The 13,920-nt window shown below is 58.3% G+C and carries 16 protein-coding genes; 5 read left to right on the top strand and 11 right to left on the bottom strand.

The features are described from left to right. Nucleotides 1–12 precede the first annotated feature (12 nt). The 9 genes from PVA48_RS04080 to PVA48_RS04040 form a co-directional block, all read right to left on the bottom strand. On the bottom strand, nucleotides 13–543 hold the full coding sequence (locus tag PVA48_RS04080; protein WP_423232278.1) for a hypothetical protein: 531 nt from the start codon (nucleotides 541–543) through the stop codon (nucleotides 13–15). Next, nucleotides 540–1,430: a hypothetical protein gene (locus PVA48_RS04075; protein WP_423232277.1), complete on the bottom strand. Its 891-nt coding sequence runs from the start codon at nucleotides 1,428–1,430 to the stop codon at nucleotides 540–542. The genes PVA48_RS04080 and PVA48_RS04075 overlap by 4 nt, the downstream gene beginning before the upstream one ends. 23 nt (nucleotides 1,431–1,453) lie before the next feature. Beyond that, nucleotides 1,454–2,743, bottom strand: a complete 1,290-nt coding sequence (locus PVA48_RS04070) for a TolC family protein (RefSeq protein ID WP_423232276.1) — start codon at nucleotides 2,741–2,743, stop codon at nucleotides 1,454–1,456. Nucleotides 2,744–2,892: 149 nt separating this feature from the next. After that, complete coding sequence (locus PVA48_RS04065; protein ID WP_423232275.1) at nucleotides 2,893–3,315, bottom strand: hypothetical protein; 423 nt, start codon at nucleotides 3,313–3,315, stop codon at nucleotides 2,893–2,895. An 83-nt stretch (nucleotides 3,316–3,398) separates the two neighbouring features. Next, a complete protein-coding gene (locus tag PVA48_RS04060; protein WP_102728637.1) occupies nucleotides 3,399–4,424 on the bottom strand; it encodes an ankyrin repeat domain-containing protein in 1,026 nt (341 codons plus the stop codon). A 12-nt stretch (nucleotides 4,425–4,436) separates the two neighbouring features. Further along, the gene (locus PVA48_RS04055) at nucleotides 4,437–4,613 is read right to left on the bottom strand and encodes a hypothetical protein (RefSeq protein WP_423232274.1); all 177 of its coding nucleotides are present in this window, start codon (nucleotides 4,611–4,613) and stop codon (nucleotides 4,437–4,439) included. Continuing rightward, entirely contained in the window at nucleotides 4,559–5,917 is a 1,359-nt protein-coding gene (locus PVA48_RS04050) for an MFS transporter (RefSeq protein WP_423232273.1), read from the bottom strand. The genes PVA48_RS04055 and PVA48_RS04050 overlap by 55 nt, the downstream gene beginning before the upstream one ends. Before the next feature lie 122 nt (nucleotides 5,918–6,039). Continuing rightward, a complete protein-coding gene (locus PVA48_RS04045) occupies nucleotides 6,040–6,411 on the bottom strand; it encodes a hypothetical protein (RefSeq protein ID WP_423232272.1) in 372 nt (123 codons plus the stop codon). A 20-nt stretch (nucleotides 6,412–6,431) separates the two neighbouring features. Then, on the bottom strand, nucleotides 6,432–6,668 hold the full coding sequence (locus PVA48_RS04040) for a hypothetical protein (protein ID WP_423232271.1): 237 nt from the start codon (nucleotides 6,666–6,668) through the stop codon (nucleotides 6,432–6,434). Between the two features lie 191 nt (nucleotides 6,669–6,859). On the opposite strand from PVA48_RS04040, the gene PVA48_RS04035 reads away from it, so the two are divergent. After that, nucleotides 6,860–7,087, top strand: coding sequence for a hypothetical protein (locus tag PVA48_RS04035; RefSeq protein WP_423232270.1), 228 nt, complete (start codon nucleotides 6,860–6,862; stop codon nucleotides 7,085–7,087). Nucleotides 7,088–7,271: 184 nt separating this feature from the next. Further along, nucleotides 7,272–7,460, top strand: a complete 189-nt coding sequence (locus tag PVA48_RS04030; RefSeq protein WP_423232269.1) for a hypothetical protein — start codon at nucleotides 7,272–7,274, stop codon at nucleotides 7,458–7,460. A gap of 15 nt (nucleotides 7,461–7,475) precedes the next feature. Here the strand turns inward: PVA48_RS04030 and PVA48_RS04025 are convergent, their stop codons facing one another. Next, complete coding sequence (locus PVA48_RS04025; protein WP_102728641.1) at nucleotides 7,476–8,234, bottom strand: tetratricopeptide repeat protein; 759 nt, start codon at nucleotides 8,232–8,234, stop codon at nucleotides 7,476–7,478. Between the two features lie 72 nt (nucleotides 8,235–8,306). Then, nucleotides 8,307–9,224, bottom strand: a complete 918-nt coding sequence (locus PVA48_RS04020) for an ArsR/SmtB family transcription factor (RefSeq protein ID WP_423232268.1) — start codon at nucleotides 9,222–9,224, stop codon at nucleotides 8,307–8,309. Nucleotides 9,225–9,261: 37 nt separating this feature from the next. Between PVA48_RS04020 and metK the strand changes: the two genes are divergently transcribed. The 3 genes from metK to PVA48_RS04005 all read left to right on the top strand — a co-directional run bounded on the left by metK (nucleotide 9,262) and on the right by PVA48_RS04005 (nucleotide 13,910). Continuing rightward, nucleotides 9,262–10,446: a methionine adenosyltransferase gene (gene metK, locus PVA48_RS04015; RefSeq protein ID WP_102728643.1), complete on the top strand. Its 1,185-nt coding sequence runs from the start codon at nucleotides 9,262–9,264 to the stop codon at nucleotides 10,444–10,446. Nucleotides 10,447–10,468: 22 nt separating this feature from the next. Then, the gene (gene ahcY / locus PVA48_RS04010) at nucleotides 10,469–11,884 is read left to right on the top strand and encodes an adenosylhomocysteinase (protein ID WP_102728644.1); all 1,416 of its coding nucleotides are present in this window, start codon (nucleotides 10,469–10,471) and stop codon (nucleotides 11,882–11,884) included. A 1,030-nt stretch (nucleotides 11,885–12,914) separates the two neighbouring features. Continuing rightward, the gene (locus PVA48_RS04005; protein WP_146020113.1) at nucleotides 12,915–13,910 is read left to right on the top strand and encodes a hypothetical protein; all 996 of its coding nucleotides are present in this window, start codon (nucleotides 12,915–12,917) and stop codon (nucleotides 13,908–13,910) included. Nucleotides 13,911–13,920 lie beyond the last annotated feature (10 nt).

The following is a 13,920-nucleotide window of genomic DNA, read 5'->3' as shown; positions in this document are numbered from 1 at the left end:
TTGAGCTGAAAATCAATGTTCCCCTTCGTGGAACTGGCCGTCCGCATGGAAATGCCCGGCCGCCTTCTTGCTCCCGGCGTCTCCCGTGGGCAGGATGTATTTCAATTCATAGCCGCCTTTGGTCACGATGGTTTGTCCCGGCGTCAACCCCTTGACGGGCGTTTTTCCCTGCCGTGCGGGCAGTGTTTCCACCTTCTTCATGACGAAGGTATCGTCCGCCGCCTTGATGAAGACCACGTCGTTCACCCCCACCTTGACGACGGCGCTGTTGGGAACGGGAATAAATCCGTCCGTGGCGGCGTCATGGGAATACAGGTCCAGCCGGGCAAGCTGTCCGGCATGCGTCCCTTCCGGCATGCGGTCCGGAACGAAGTACAGGGCACGGGACTGCGTGGCGGGGTCCACCTGGTCCGCCACCCGCAGGGCTCCGTCCAGCACTTCCGTATTTTTTCCGCTGGTCAGGGCCAGCTGGGCCTTCGCATAATGGACGGGGTCAGCCCCGTAAATGGTGGTGGCGAATTCCAGTTCCCCCTTGTTGGTCATGACGAGGGCGGGCGCGCCCTGTTCCCCCAGGAACCCTGGGTCATGTTCACGGACTGGACGGAGCCGTCCGCCGCGGCGTACACGTAAAGGAGGTTGTTTTTCAACGCTCCGGAATCCGTCACCAGCTTCAGTTTATTATTGCTGGCGTCCAGAGCGGCCCGGAGGCTGTGGATTTCTGCTTCCTTGAACTGGATGGAGGTGTTCAATTCACTGTTACGGGTGCCGATTTTTTCCAGTTGGGCCCGGCGTTCCTTGAGGGTATTAAGTTCCGCCGCGGCGCGGTCCAGAGCGGCTTGCGCCTGGGAGGCGTTCCCCTCCATCTCCACGATGTCCGGTGAGGCCAGCGTGTACAGCAGTTCTCCCTTGCGTACCTGCTGGGCGGACTTTACGTTGAAGGTGACGCGCCCGGCGGCAGGAAGGGCGTACGTCGTTACCGCATGGGGAGGAATAACCATCTGGCCGTGAAGGGTCTTTTCCGCGCCGTGAGTGGCTTCCGTCACCTTTTCAAAGCGCATGTCCAGGGAATGGCGCGCCTTTTCATCCACATGCACGGGAATCATGTCCCCCGGCTGGCCGGAACCTTTCTCCGCGGCCTCTTCATGTTTGTGGTCGCCCGTGCAGGCTTCCCCCTCTGCATGCTGGTGGCCCTCAGGCTCGTGGTCGCCTGTGCAGACGGAGCCGTCCGCGTGCTTGTGTTCCTCATGGGCGTGGCCCTCGGCGCAGGTTTCCCCTTCCTTGTGCTGGTGGTCTTCATGGCCGTGGTCCGCCGTGCAGGCGGTGCCGTCCTCGTGTTTGTGTTCCGTAGGTGCCGGCTGCTCTCCGCGTGCGGGATTGAGGCTGAAAACGGGAGCCAGGCCCAGGATAATGGAAAAATAGAGACGTTTCATGTTCGTTAAAATGATGAAGATTTTTATTTGGATTGAAGGTTGGCGTGGGTGAGGTAGCGCAGCTGGGCCTGAATGGCCAGCAGCTTGTCCAGATTGTCCAGGAAAGCCAGACGGCTTTCATAAAGCTGGTGGCGGTTTTCCGCCAGCTCCAGCAGGGAGGCTTCCCCGATGCCGTGCAGTTTCTCCATGGTCCGGACGGAGGAGGCGAAGGACTCCATGCGCTGAAGCTCCGTCCGGCAGTGGCGGAGCACCATCTGCTGGCTGACGTCAAGCTGTCGGGCGTTGAACAACTCCGTTTTCCAAAGCTGGATGGTTTCCTGCCTGGACAGGTTCCGTGTGCCGCGCGCTTCCGCAATGGCCTTGCGGTTGCGGTTCCAGAGGGGGAGATTGAACCCTATTTCTCCGCCCACTTCCTTTTCCCCGTCGTCACGGGTGAAGGAGGGCCCGAGCTCCAGTTCCGGGTACTGCCGGCGGATCTCCGTCTTGAACAGGGTTTCCGTGGTGGCGTAGGTTGCCAGTTGGGCCTTGATTTTCGGGGCTGAGGCCAGGGCGGCGGGGCCGGGGGCCGGAACGGCGGCAGGCAGTTGGAAGCCCTGTCCCGTCAGGAAGCCGAGCTTCCGTGCCGCGGAGGGATGCAGCCCCATCAGCCTGACCAGCTCCATCTTCTGCTCCAGTTCCGTTTCCGTCACGGTCTGGAGTTCCCGGATGGCGTCGTTCATGCGCTGGGAAGCCACCTGGCGGGAGGAAAATTCCACTTCCCCTGCGCCAATGAGTTTTTCAATCACGCCGTTTTCCTGCCGCACCGCATCCAGGCGTTCCCGGATGACGGCCTTGCGGCGCTGGGTAACGGCCAGCTTGCTCCAGGCCTGGTCCAGGGAACTGAGAAAATCCAGTTCCGCCTGGCGGAGGGTCCAGAAGTCCGCCTCCTTGTACTGTTCCGCCACCTTTTTTTCCAGGGCGGGAAGACCCGTCACGGGAATGGTGAAGCCCAGGCTGCCGGACATGTTGAGCGTATTTTCCTGGAGGACTTGTTCAATATCCCAGGAAAAGGACGGATTGTTCCACCAGCCCGATTGTTTGGCTGCTTCATTGCTGGAAGCCAGTTTCAGGCGTGCCTTGTTCAGATCCGGATTCATGACCAGGCCGATCTGGCGTGCCTGGTTCCGGGTAACGGAGATGTGTGTGTCCACGCGGGATGCCTCTTTCCAGGAGGCTTCCTCCGCGTTCAGGTCGATGGGCGCGCTGTGATAGACGCTGCATGAGCTGAGGAAGGCGGTCAGGCCTAGCCCAGCGAAAAATGGTATGGATTTCATGATGAAAAAGAGAATAGAAATAGTTCGGTCCAATCAGGTTTGGACAATGCGGCAAATAATTCCGCGGAAACAAATAAGGCCGGACGCAATCAACAAGCAGCGTTCAGCCGGAAACGTCCCTGGGACGTTTCTGAAAAAGGGCCGTTAAATCAGCAGGGGAAGTTGAAAGCCTTCATGTATCGGGCCGTCGTCCCTGAAGGGGTCAGGGGGGCGGGTATTGCGGAATCCGATGTTTGGCTTGTTAAAAGAAGAGACTGTGCCAGATGATGGAAATCCGGGAAGGTCTGCCAGATAATGCAGGGCTGGGGAAGCGGCGCATGAAGAACGGGCAGCGTCAGGTCGTCAATCTCCAGACGCTGGTGTTCGCAGAGGTGCCCGGCCAGCGGGCTGGAAGTGCTGCTGCCGGGACCATGGTCCCCACGGCATCCGCAGGGTGCGGCATCGTGATGGCAGGAGCAGGAAAAGAGGAAGACCTCCTGATGGCAGGGGCATACGGAAACCATGCCCGTTCCGCCTACAATGACCAGCAGAAGGGTGAGCAGCATGATGCCGTTGCGCAATGCTCTAACCATGGTATGCCGCGAATCCTAGAAAGGAGCCGTGAAAGCGTCAAGAGCAAAGTGGCGGATGTCGGAACCTTGAAGAAACCGGGCTGTTATTTCCCAGCCGCTTTACGGAGCAGGTCCACGGTGTGTTCAAAGGCTACGCCGCGCACGTCAATGATCTGGGATTTTTCCGCTACGGCCCCGGTGATTTCCTCCTTGAATTTTCCGGCCTGTTCCTCCGTGAACAGGTTTTTGGAGATCAGGGAGCGCGTAATGAGCTGGAGAACGTACTCCGTTTCCACAAAGGACTGGCGGCCTACCGCCTTTTTCATGGCTTCCATGAATTCGGGGGCGTGTTCAGGCGAGAGGGCTGCAACGGCTTTTTCATAAGCCTGTGCAAAGGTGTTCACCGGGGCCTTGGAAACTTCCGTCTTGGTCAGGTCAAAGCTGGATTGGTAGGCAAGGGCCCCTTCCTCCGCCAGTTGAAGGGCGTTCTTGCCGAATTTGTTGACGGCATTCATGTCCGCCCCTTTTTCCAGCAGCAGGGCCGCCACCTGGAAGTTGCCGCGCATGGCCGCCAGCATCAGCGGCGTAAAGCCGTTGCCTTCCCGGTTGTTGATGTCCGCCTTCTTTTCAATCAGCATGTCGGACAAGCGGTCCAGCCCGCTCCAGGAAGCCCAGTGCAGGGCGGTCCATCCGTCCTTGTCCTTCTGGTCGATTTCCACGCGGGGGTCTTCCAGCAGGCGTCCCAGGTAGGGCGCACGCTTGGCTTCCAGCTTCAGCGTGGTTTCAATGTTGTTGTAGTTGGCGTAGCACACCCACATGACGGGCGTTCTGCCGTGGGGGTCCGTCATGTTGACGAAGGCTTTTCCTTCCTTCGCCGCCAGTTGTTCCCCTTCTTCCAGAGTTTGGTCGAATTCCTTCATTCCCTTGACTCTGGCTTCCTGTTCCTCCTGTTCAGAGGAGGCATTGACTTCCTTGGCCTCCGCCTTTTTCATCACGGTGATGAGGTCCAGGGCCGGATTGGGGTCTCCGGAGAAGGATTTGGAAACCACCAGGCTAATCCCGCCCAGAATGGAACTGAAAGCCACCAGGATGAGGGAGTCCACAATGATGTTGCGCGTGTGCTGGTTCATCGTCTTGAGAGGTTAGGAGTTGGCTTCCGTGAGTTCTTCCGCCGTAACGGCGGGGTCCATTTCCGTTTCAATGGCCGCAATGGGCGGGGAGTCCGCATCTTCCTCCGGATGGTCGGAGGTGATGGTCTTGCGGGTCATGATGATGGCGATGGGGCTGATGACGGCCATGGCCAGGTAAATGGTCCACATGAATTCGGGTGAATCCCAGAAGCCGATGTGCCCGGTATCCATCTTGGCGCAGATGCCGTCGTAGCAGAGGTAGGCGACCAGCAGGCCGCCGATGATGCCGTTGATGGGCTTGGCAATGAACATGGGCAATGCCGCCAGGGACATGTAGGAGGCCACCTTGTCCTTGGGCGCCACGCGGGCCACATATTCCGAGAAGCGGGGGAGAACAGCAGTTCCCCGAACGCGAACACCAGAATCTGCGTCACAATGGCTACCAGATACGCCTGGGAGCGCGTTTCAATGCCGGGCACCAAATAGTACCATTCAATGGGAATGGCCATGAAGACAAGGGAGAAAGCGGAAATGGACATGCCCACGATCATGAGGCTGACGGTGGAGAAGCGTCCCAGCACCGGAATGAGCAGGATGAGGCCGGAGACGATGATGGCCGGGTTGATGGCATTGATGGAGCCGATGGCAAAGTCATCATACAGGGTGCGCACGTAGTATTTGGGCATGACCAGGAATTGCAGCGTGAAGACGATGCGCACGCCCATGGTCAGCACCAGGAAGAGGATGAGCTTGCGGAAGGCGGATTCCTTCCACACTTCCCGGAAAAGCTGCAGGGGCCGCCGGAGGGGCGCTTTCAGGTTGGCCTCCTTTTCACTGGGTTCCGCGTAGTTGTCTTCGTCAATGAAGCGGGTGGTAATGCAGCCCAGCAGCACCATCAGCGTGCCGAAGTTGATGATCCAGTAGCCGCCGTCCACGGCGCCGAAGTGCTTGCGGAAGAATTCAATCAGGAATACGTTCGCGATCACGGCGGCAATGTTCATCAGCAGATAATAAATATTGAACCCCGTGGCGCGCGCATTCAGCGGGGCGAAGCGCCGGATGGAGGTCTGGATGACGGGTGACATGAACGCCGTGCCGAAGGACATGATCAGAATCCCCGTCATGACCACCAGCCTCCCGGAGTCCACGGTGGGGCTCAGATCCGGCCCGAATCCCATGATGAGACGCCCGGCGATGAGGATGATGAAGCCGATCAGGTACGTGCGCCGTATGCCGATGATGTCGCAGATGGAACCCACCGCAAAGACGAAGGCGGAGATGAACAGGGTGTACAGCCCCACCCACAGGGCCGCGTCCGCATCGTTGAAACTGCAATAGTCCGTCAGGTAGAGGACAAATACCGTAATCAGGGAGAAGTAGGCCATGCCGTCAAAGAACTGGACGACGTTGGTGAGCCAGAAATCTTTAGATACGGTTTTTAGGATTTTGAACTCGGAAAAGTACTTGATGATAGGGTTGGCGGACTCGTTCATGCAGAAGAGAGTAAATTTTGACGACGGTGGAAGAGTGGGTTACCCGCACCCCCGTTTCAAGTTTTTTTCTCTCAAAAGCCGGATTAACCGGAAAAATGCGCGCCGCCGTCACGGCGCGTCCCCTATCTGGGCAGAATGCGCCGGAAGCCCGCCACATTGCACCATGACAGCGCCTTCAGGCATTGTTCCACGGCCATGGCGTCAGAGGGCAGCAGGGGCCACAATCCGGCTTCCTTCAGCCCGGATTTGGCTATTTCCGCCGCCTTCCATTCACGGAACTGGGTGGGAAGGGCGGAGAAGGTGAAGAAGGCCCAGCAGGCCAGCCCGATAGCCAGCGCAATCTGGAACTTCAACAGCCCGGTGGCCAGCATCCCCAGCAGGATAAGAGCCGTGAAGAAGGGAATCATCATGGCGCGGCCGGAGGCGGTCTTGCGGGCTTTGGCCGCCGCAGGGTCTTCCCTGACCAGGCTGCTCATGGCCCAGGTGTGGGCCACGCAGGCCAGGCGCCCCGCAGTTACCTTGCCCTCCCAGGCGGGGGCAGGCTGATGAGGCCGTTTTCATCCACACCGGGAAAACGGGCCTCCGCCAGTTTCCTCTGGCGCTTCTCCGCGCCGTCCAGGCGGTGAATCAGCCCCGCCGGACCCGGAAATCCCGGCAGTTCACGTGATTCATAAGTACGCAGCGGAATGACGCCCTTGGTGAAGCGCAGCGCGGCAATGACGCCGAGCACGACCACGGAAAGGAAAATCACTACTGCGAATAGCATAGACCGCTTTTTCTCATACAGCCGCCTGTCCGTCAATCTCCCCGGATGGCATGACCCGCGCTCTGGCGGTTCTCCGGGTGCGGATGGCCCTCTCCTCCGGGAAACGCTGGATTTGGATTGCTTTTGCGGCTCTTTTCATGTAATTGCTGACCGCAATGGTCCATATCCGGGAATGCATGAGGAAGTGGCTGCCGTTTGTTCTGATGGCGGCGGCTCTCGGAGTGTCTCCGGCCCAGGATGTGGCGAGTCCCGATGCCGCGGAGCTGGACCTGGACCTGGTTAAATTGAAGAAGGGGCCCAAGGGCAAACAGCGGGAAGCCATGCGGAAGGCCCTTCTGCTCGTGCATCTGAAGCAGAAGGAAACCTGGCTGGCGGAGTCCACGGGGAAGCCGCCCTTCACCTGAAGGCGGAAATTTCCTTCCGGCGGTACCTTGCCGCGGTGGATATGGCCGGCTGCCCGGAGGAATTCAAACGCGCGTTCCGCCGTTATGCCGGACTGCTGAATTCTTTTGAAGAGAAAAATTTGAAGAGCGTGAAGGATTTCCCCCGGCTCCCTTGCAGGAGGCCGGAAGGGAGCTTTTCCGGGTATTGCTGAACTACCGTCTGGAGCCGGAGCATCTGCTGGAGGAAATGAAAGCGCTGGTGGATGAAGAGGTGGAAGGTAAAGAGGAGCTTTCCCCGGAGCAGATGATGGACATTGTCCGGGAAGTGCGGGAAGCCCTCCAATCCGGCAGACGCCCTTTTCCTGCGGAAAGGGCTCCGGAGGACAGGGAATGAGGCATGGCCTGTTTTTCACCTGTAGTTTTGTTGAATCCATTCAACGGCTTTCGGGTTTTGCGGCAGGTAGGTTTTTAAAACTTCCCTGATACGCTCCCTGGATTGACGGTTCGCGGGGACCTCTCCGTCCATGGCGGCAGGCATGATCGGGAACGCTTTCTGCCGCTGCGCCTGTTGAAGATAGCGGGCATAGGCGTCCGGGTGCCGTTCCGCCTCCTCCCTGGACGGAATTTCCAGTTTTCCCATCAGGTAGAGCAGGTAAAGGGCCTCCGGGTTATTCAGCGCGGCTGCTTTTTGGTAAAACTCCATGGCTTTCCGTTCATCCCGCATGATGCCGTATTCTTCGTCTCCGCAGGCATACAGCCGTCCCAGTTCCAGGGAGGCGGGAGCATAAGACTGTCTGTCCGCCTGTATCAGATAGGCGAGGACTTCGGAAGGGTTTTCGGAAATGCATTCCGTGAAGGCTTCATACTGGGCCTGCGGGCTTCCATGGTCCGCCGCTTTTTTGATCCAGTAATTGTATTCATCGACTTTGAGATCGTTTTTGGAGATGAAGTTATGATCCGCCATTTGGCGCATGGCGGGAACGCAGCCAGCCTGCGCCGCTTTTTTCAACAGTTTCTCCTTCTGGTCAAATTGCTCAAAGGGGGAGAGCTCCATGTATTGCCGGTACAGTTCCTCGGGACAGGCTTCCCTCGGGGCGGCTATCCAGTAAATGCCCAGGGCGGCAGCGAGGACGGCGCCTGAAATGATTAATGCGGATTTAATGCTCACAATAGGTGAGCGGTTGCCCGGCAGAATTTTGTCTGAAAAAACGGTTGGAAAAAGGAGTGGGGCGCCTTCCGGTTACGGTTTCCAGGCGGCGGCCATCAGGGTCTGGAAATGGGGAGGTTCCGGTTCCCTGTCCACAATGTCCGTATGGATGTTCCGGAAGCCGGCTTCCTTGAGCATGCTTTCCAGAGCGGCGGGCGTGAAGCCCAGCCAGCGGTCCGCATAGAGTTCGCGGGCTTCCTCCTGCCCGTGCTGGAGCAGGTCCAGAACGACCAGGCAGCCTCCGGGTTTCAGGATGTTCCAGGCGGCTTCCAGGGCCTTGACCGGCTTTTGGGCATGGTGCAGGGCCTGGCTGAGCAGGGCCAGGTCCACGGTGCCGGGATCAATGGGCGGCGTTTCAATGTCGCCCAGGCGGTATTCCAGATTGTCCAGCCCGTGCTTGCGCGCCAGTTCCTGCCCCAGTTCCACCATGCTGGGGGAGTTGTCCACGGCGATCACCTGCTTGGCGCTGGGGGAAATGAGCTGGGAGACGAAGCCTTCCCCGGCGCCCAGGTCCGCCACCACGTCATAATTCAGGATGCGGAGCAGGGCTCCGGCCAGCGCCTTCCAGGAACGGCCCGGAGCGTAGTTCTTGCCCAGGCGGCAAACGACTTCATCAAAGTAGGCCTGCGTGCGGTTCTTGCGCTTGTCCAGAATGACCTGGAGGGCTTTTTTGTCCGTTTCCGCCTCCGGCAGTTCCTCGCAGGCTTTCAGGGCCACGTTGTGCAGGTCGTTGGCCAGGGAGAGGGTGTAAAAAACGTTTTTCCCGGAGCGGGTGTCCTCCACCACTCCTTCCTGCCGGAGCTGGGCAAGCTGCGTGGAGATGCGGCTCTGCCCCATGCCGAGAATTTCCTGGAGCTTCGCAACGCTCAGGGATTCTTCATTCAGAACGTTGATGATGCGCAGGCGGGTGGGGTCCGTCAGGAGTTTGAGCGTTTTTAGGATTGACTTCATGGTAGAATAATATATCAACGCATCGAGATTTATCGATATGAGTAAAAACAACCCTCACATCTTCACGTCGGAATCCGTTGGAGAAGGCCATCCGGACAAGGTGGCCGACTACATTTCCGACTCTATTTTAGACGCCTGCCTGGCTCAAGACAAAACTAGCCGCGTCGCGTGCGAAACTTTGGTGAAGAGCAACATGGTCATCATCGCCGGAGAGCTGACGACCAAGGCGGTAATCAATCCGGAAAAGATCGCCCGCCAGGCCATCCGGGAGATCGGGTACTGCAACCGGCAGGACGACGACGTGTTCCATGCGGATACCGTCTTTTTCACGAACCTGCTCACGGAACAGTCTCCGGACATCGCCCAGGGCGTGGACGCGCGGGAAGCGGAGGGCAAGGGCCACGCGGAGCAGGGCGCCGGGGACCAGGGCATCATGTTCGGCTTCGCGACGAACGAGACGCCGGAGCTGCTGCCGGCCCCCATCGTGTTCGCCCACAAGCTGCTCATGGAACTGGCCAAGCGCCGCAAGCGCGGGCATGTGGACTGGCTGCGACCGGATTGCAAGTCCCAGGTGGCCGTGGCCTATGATGAGGCCGGACGCCCCGTGCATATTGAGAACGTGGTTATCTCCACCCAGCACACGGAGGAAGTGGACCATGATACGATTTACAATTACTGCGTCAGACTCATTAAGACCGTGCTTCCTGCGGAACTGCTGGATGACAGGACGGAGTACTTCATCAATCCCACGGGGAAATTCGTGGTGGGCGGCCCCCACGGGGATTCCGGCCTGACGGGCCGCAAGATCATTGTGGATACGTACGGCGGCATGGGCCGCCACGGCGGCGGCGCCTTCTCCGGGAAGGACCCGTCCAAGGTGGACCGTTCCGCGGCGTACATGTGCCGCTGGGTCGCCAAACACATCGTAGCCGCCGGGCTGGCGGACAAGTGTGAATTGCAGGTGGCCTACGCCATCGGCTACCCCACCCCCGTTTCCATCCGGGTGGATACCTTCGGCACCGGAAAGGTGGAGGAAAAAGCCATTGAAAGCGCGCTGGAAGGCATTTTCTCCTTCAAGCCTGCGGACATGGTGGACCAGCTCGACCTGCTGCGACCCATTTACCGGAAGACGACGCACTACGGGCATTTCACCAATCCGGAGCTTCCCTGGGAACAACTGGACGAAACGCGCCTGGCCTCCCTGAAACAACTTCTTCATTAATCCAACGACAACGTTTACAGACATGTTTTCAGAAACGGAACAATACAAGGTGCGCGATATCAGCCTGGCGGATTTCGGACGCAAGGAACTGGACATTGCGGAACATGAAATGCCCGGCCTGATGGCCGTGCGTGAAAAGTACGCGGACGCCAGGCCCCTGGAGGGCGTGCGCATCATGGGCTCCCTGCATATGACGGTGCAGACGGCCGTGCTGATTGAAACGCTGACGGCCCTGGGCGCCTCCGTGCGCTGGGCCAGCTGCAATATTTTCTCCACCCAGGACCACGCCGCCGCCGCGATTGCCAAATCCGGCACGCCCGTGTTCGCCTGGAAGGGGGAAACGCTCCGGGAATACTGGGACTGCACCTGGAAGGCCATGAACTTTCCGGACGGTCTGGGGCCGCAATTGATTGTGGACGACGGCGGAGACGCCACCCTGCTCATCCACCGCGGGTATGAGATGGAGGAAGGTTCCGGCTGGGTGAACACCCCGTCGGAGTCGGAAGAAGAGGAAGTCATCAAGGACCTCCTGAAAAAGATCGCCGCGGAAACGCCCGGCATTTTCCACCGCTGGCTGCCTGAGCTGAAGGGCGTTTCCGAGGAAACGACCACGGGCGTGCACCGCCTGTACCAGATGCAGGCCGCGGGCCGCCTGCTGATTCCGGCCATCAACGTGAACGATTCCGTGACCAAGTCCAAGTTTGACAACCTGTACGGCTGCCGCGAGTCCCTGGTGGACGGCATCAAGCGCGCCACGGACGTCATGATCGCCGGCAAGGTGGCCGTGGTCTGCGGCTACGGGGACGTGGGCAAGGGCTGCGCCCAGTCCCTGCGCGGCATGGGCGCCCAGGTGGTCGTGACGGAAATAGACCCCATCTGCGCGCTCCAGGCCGCCATGGAAGGCTACCGCGTGCTGACGGTGGAGGACACGCTGGGCTGGGCGGACATTTACGTAACCACCACGGGGAACTGCGGCATCATCCGCATTGAGCACATGGAAAAGATGAAGGACCAGGCCATTGTGTGCAACATCGGCCACTTCGACAATGAAATCCAGGTGCACAAGCTCCAGACCTATCCCGGCATTAAACACCTGAACATCAAGCCGCAAGTGGACCGTTACACGTTCCCGTCCGGCAACAGCCTGTACCTGCTGGCGGAAGGCCGCCTGGTCAACCTGGGCTGCGCCACGGGGCACCCCAGCTTCGTGATGTCCAACAGCTTCGCCAACCAGGTTCTGGCGCAGCTGGAACTGTGGAATACCCGTGAAAACCGCCCCGTGGGCGTGGAAGTGCTTCCCAAGGTGCTGGATGAAGAGGTGGCGCGCCTGCACCTCGGCAAGATCGGCTGCAAGCTTACCGTCCTGCGTCCGGAACAGGCGGACTACATCGGCGTTCCGGTGGAAGGCCCGTACAAGCCGGACTTTTACAGGTATTGATCCGGCGGGGGGCTCCGTTTTCCGGCTGTTTCATCGGGAAGCTTTCCCGGTGGAACGGCTTTTTTCATTTTCGCGGCGGAGCAGGGGAGGGAATTCAGGTGTGCCCACTGTTTTTTCCGTGAAAAGATAAGAGGGGAGAAAATGCTTTCCGGCATTGGCCATTGTTGAAGGAGCGGGAAAATGAAGTCCGTTTCCGGCGCAGAATGGGGTTTTGGCTCCGCGCCCTGGATGGAGGGAATGAAAGAAATATTCTTCCGGAGTGAGCTTCATGTTTTGCTTTCCTGTTATATCAGCCAGTATTCCAACTCAACGTTTCCCCTTGAACACACCACTGCCGGAGAAAAGAAGAAGCCGGTTCCGGAACGCAGGGAGGAATTCGGGAAAATTAAAGTAGCACCGGCTTGTTTCCTGCTGGTATCATGCGGCTTGCTTGCAGGCTTAAAACAGCCCTGTTTCACGGGCGGGTTTGAAATCCGGTGAGACTCTGCAGTCCGGAACAGTTATGCTCCGGGATGGTGGGCGCAAATCCTGAATCAACGCTCCATCAGTTCTTTTTCACGGGTGCGTGTCGCCTGGGAGCCAGGGCCTCCCGGGCCTGATGGATATTCCCTCCGGAGCGCAGAGACGGTTATGCAAGCAAGAGCTTACGCCATGCTCCAGAAGGGGTTTCAGCCACGAGAGGCCGGAATCTTCCGTTCCCGGGAGCCGGAGCCGCAGCTTCGCCGTTCATCACCGTCGCGCCGTTCCCGTTCCTGCCTGCTCCATTTTTTTGTGTTATACCCTCCCGGCTTTTTTGAAATGAAAAGAAAGCTTATTTACGTCAAGAACGGCCTCTGTCGATGCCGGAGTATTGGCAAACGGAATTTTCCGAAAATGTTTTTCTTTCAAATGTGCAGGCTTGACCCCGGATTTCAAATCCGTAATGTATTCATGAAACCGTTTTAATGGCGCATGCTCCCAGGGTGCAATCCATGTTTTTCCAATGCCTTCCGTTGAAGGGCGCGGGTTGCTCCCCTACATCAAACGTACCATGGATACTTCTTCCCGGAAAACGGCTCTCGTTGTGTTGTTCAACCACCAGTATGACCGCAACATTCCGGTAATCAGGGAGATTTATTCAAGGCGTTTTTCCGGGCTGCTTCAATTAATGCCCTATTACAGGGGGGACGCTCCGGACGTATGTTCTGTATTCGGCAATTCATTCCAGTTTTATAATTATATTTTACAGGCCCGGGAAAGAATCAGGAATCTGGATGGCGATTATATTCTCATCATCGGAGACGACCTGCTCCTGAATCCCCGGTTTGACGAGTTTTCCACGCCGTCTCTGCTGGGAATCCATGGGGAGGATACGTGCTACCTGGACGGTTTTGTGGATGTCTCCCTGCCGGTGTGCTACCGTGGAACGGTGGAGGCCCACCGTTTTTCCACGGCTCCCGCCGGCATTGATGCGGACAGCGTCAACAAGAATGTTCCGCCGTACGGGGAAGCCCGTCAGATTTTGAAATCCAGGAACCTCATGCAGCATGACGAGCTGTCCCGCGTGCGCATGTTCCTGCCCAAGTGGAGTCCCGGCGGCGGCATTCATGCCAACTGGAAGGTGCTGAAGGGCAGAATCTGGCATCTGCTGAACCACTGGAAGCACCGGATCAAAAAGTACCGGTATTCCTATCCCGTCGTCTTCGGTTATTCGGACATCGTGTGCATTCCGAAAGGGAAGTTTGACGATTTTTGCCGCATCCTTGAGGTATTTTCCGCATGGAACATGTTTGTGGAGCTTGCTATTCCCACAGCCTTGCAGCTCCTTCCCGGAACGCGGCTGGCTACGCTGGAAGACACGCAGTACAAGTCCGGAAACGTCTGGTTCCCGCAGGATCCGGAACATTTTGAGGCCATGAACGCCGTCATTGACGGGCTGGTGTCCTCTTCCGGCGGAGACCTGGGCAAATTGCTTGCCTCCTTTCCGCAGGAATACCTGTACCTCCATCCCGTGAAATTGTCCAAATTCGGTGCGCGTGGTCTTTAATCCATTGATT

It is taken from the genome of Akkermansia sp. JRP_AM1 (assembly GCF_049262625.1).
Taxonomy (GTDB): domain Bacteria; phylum Verrucomicrobiota; class Verrucomicrobiia; order Verrucomicrobiales; family Akkermansiaceae; genus Akkermansia; species Akkermansia massiliensis.
Note: the sequence above shows the minus strand (reverse complement) of the source record. Positions and strands in the feature narration are given on the sequence as shown.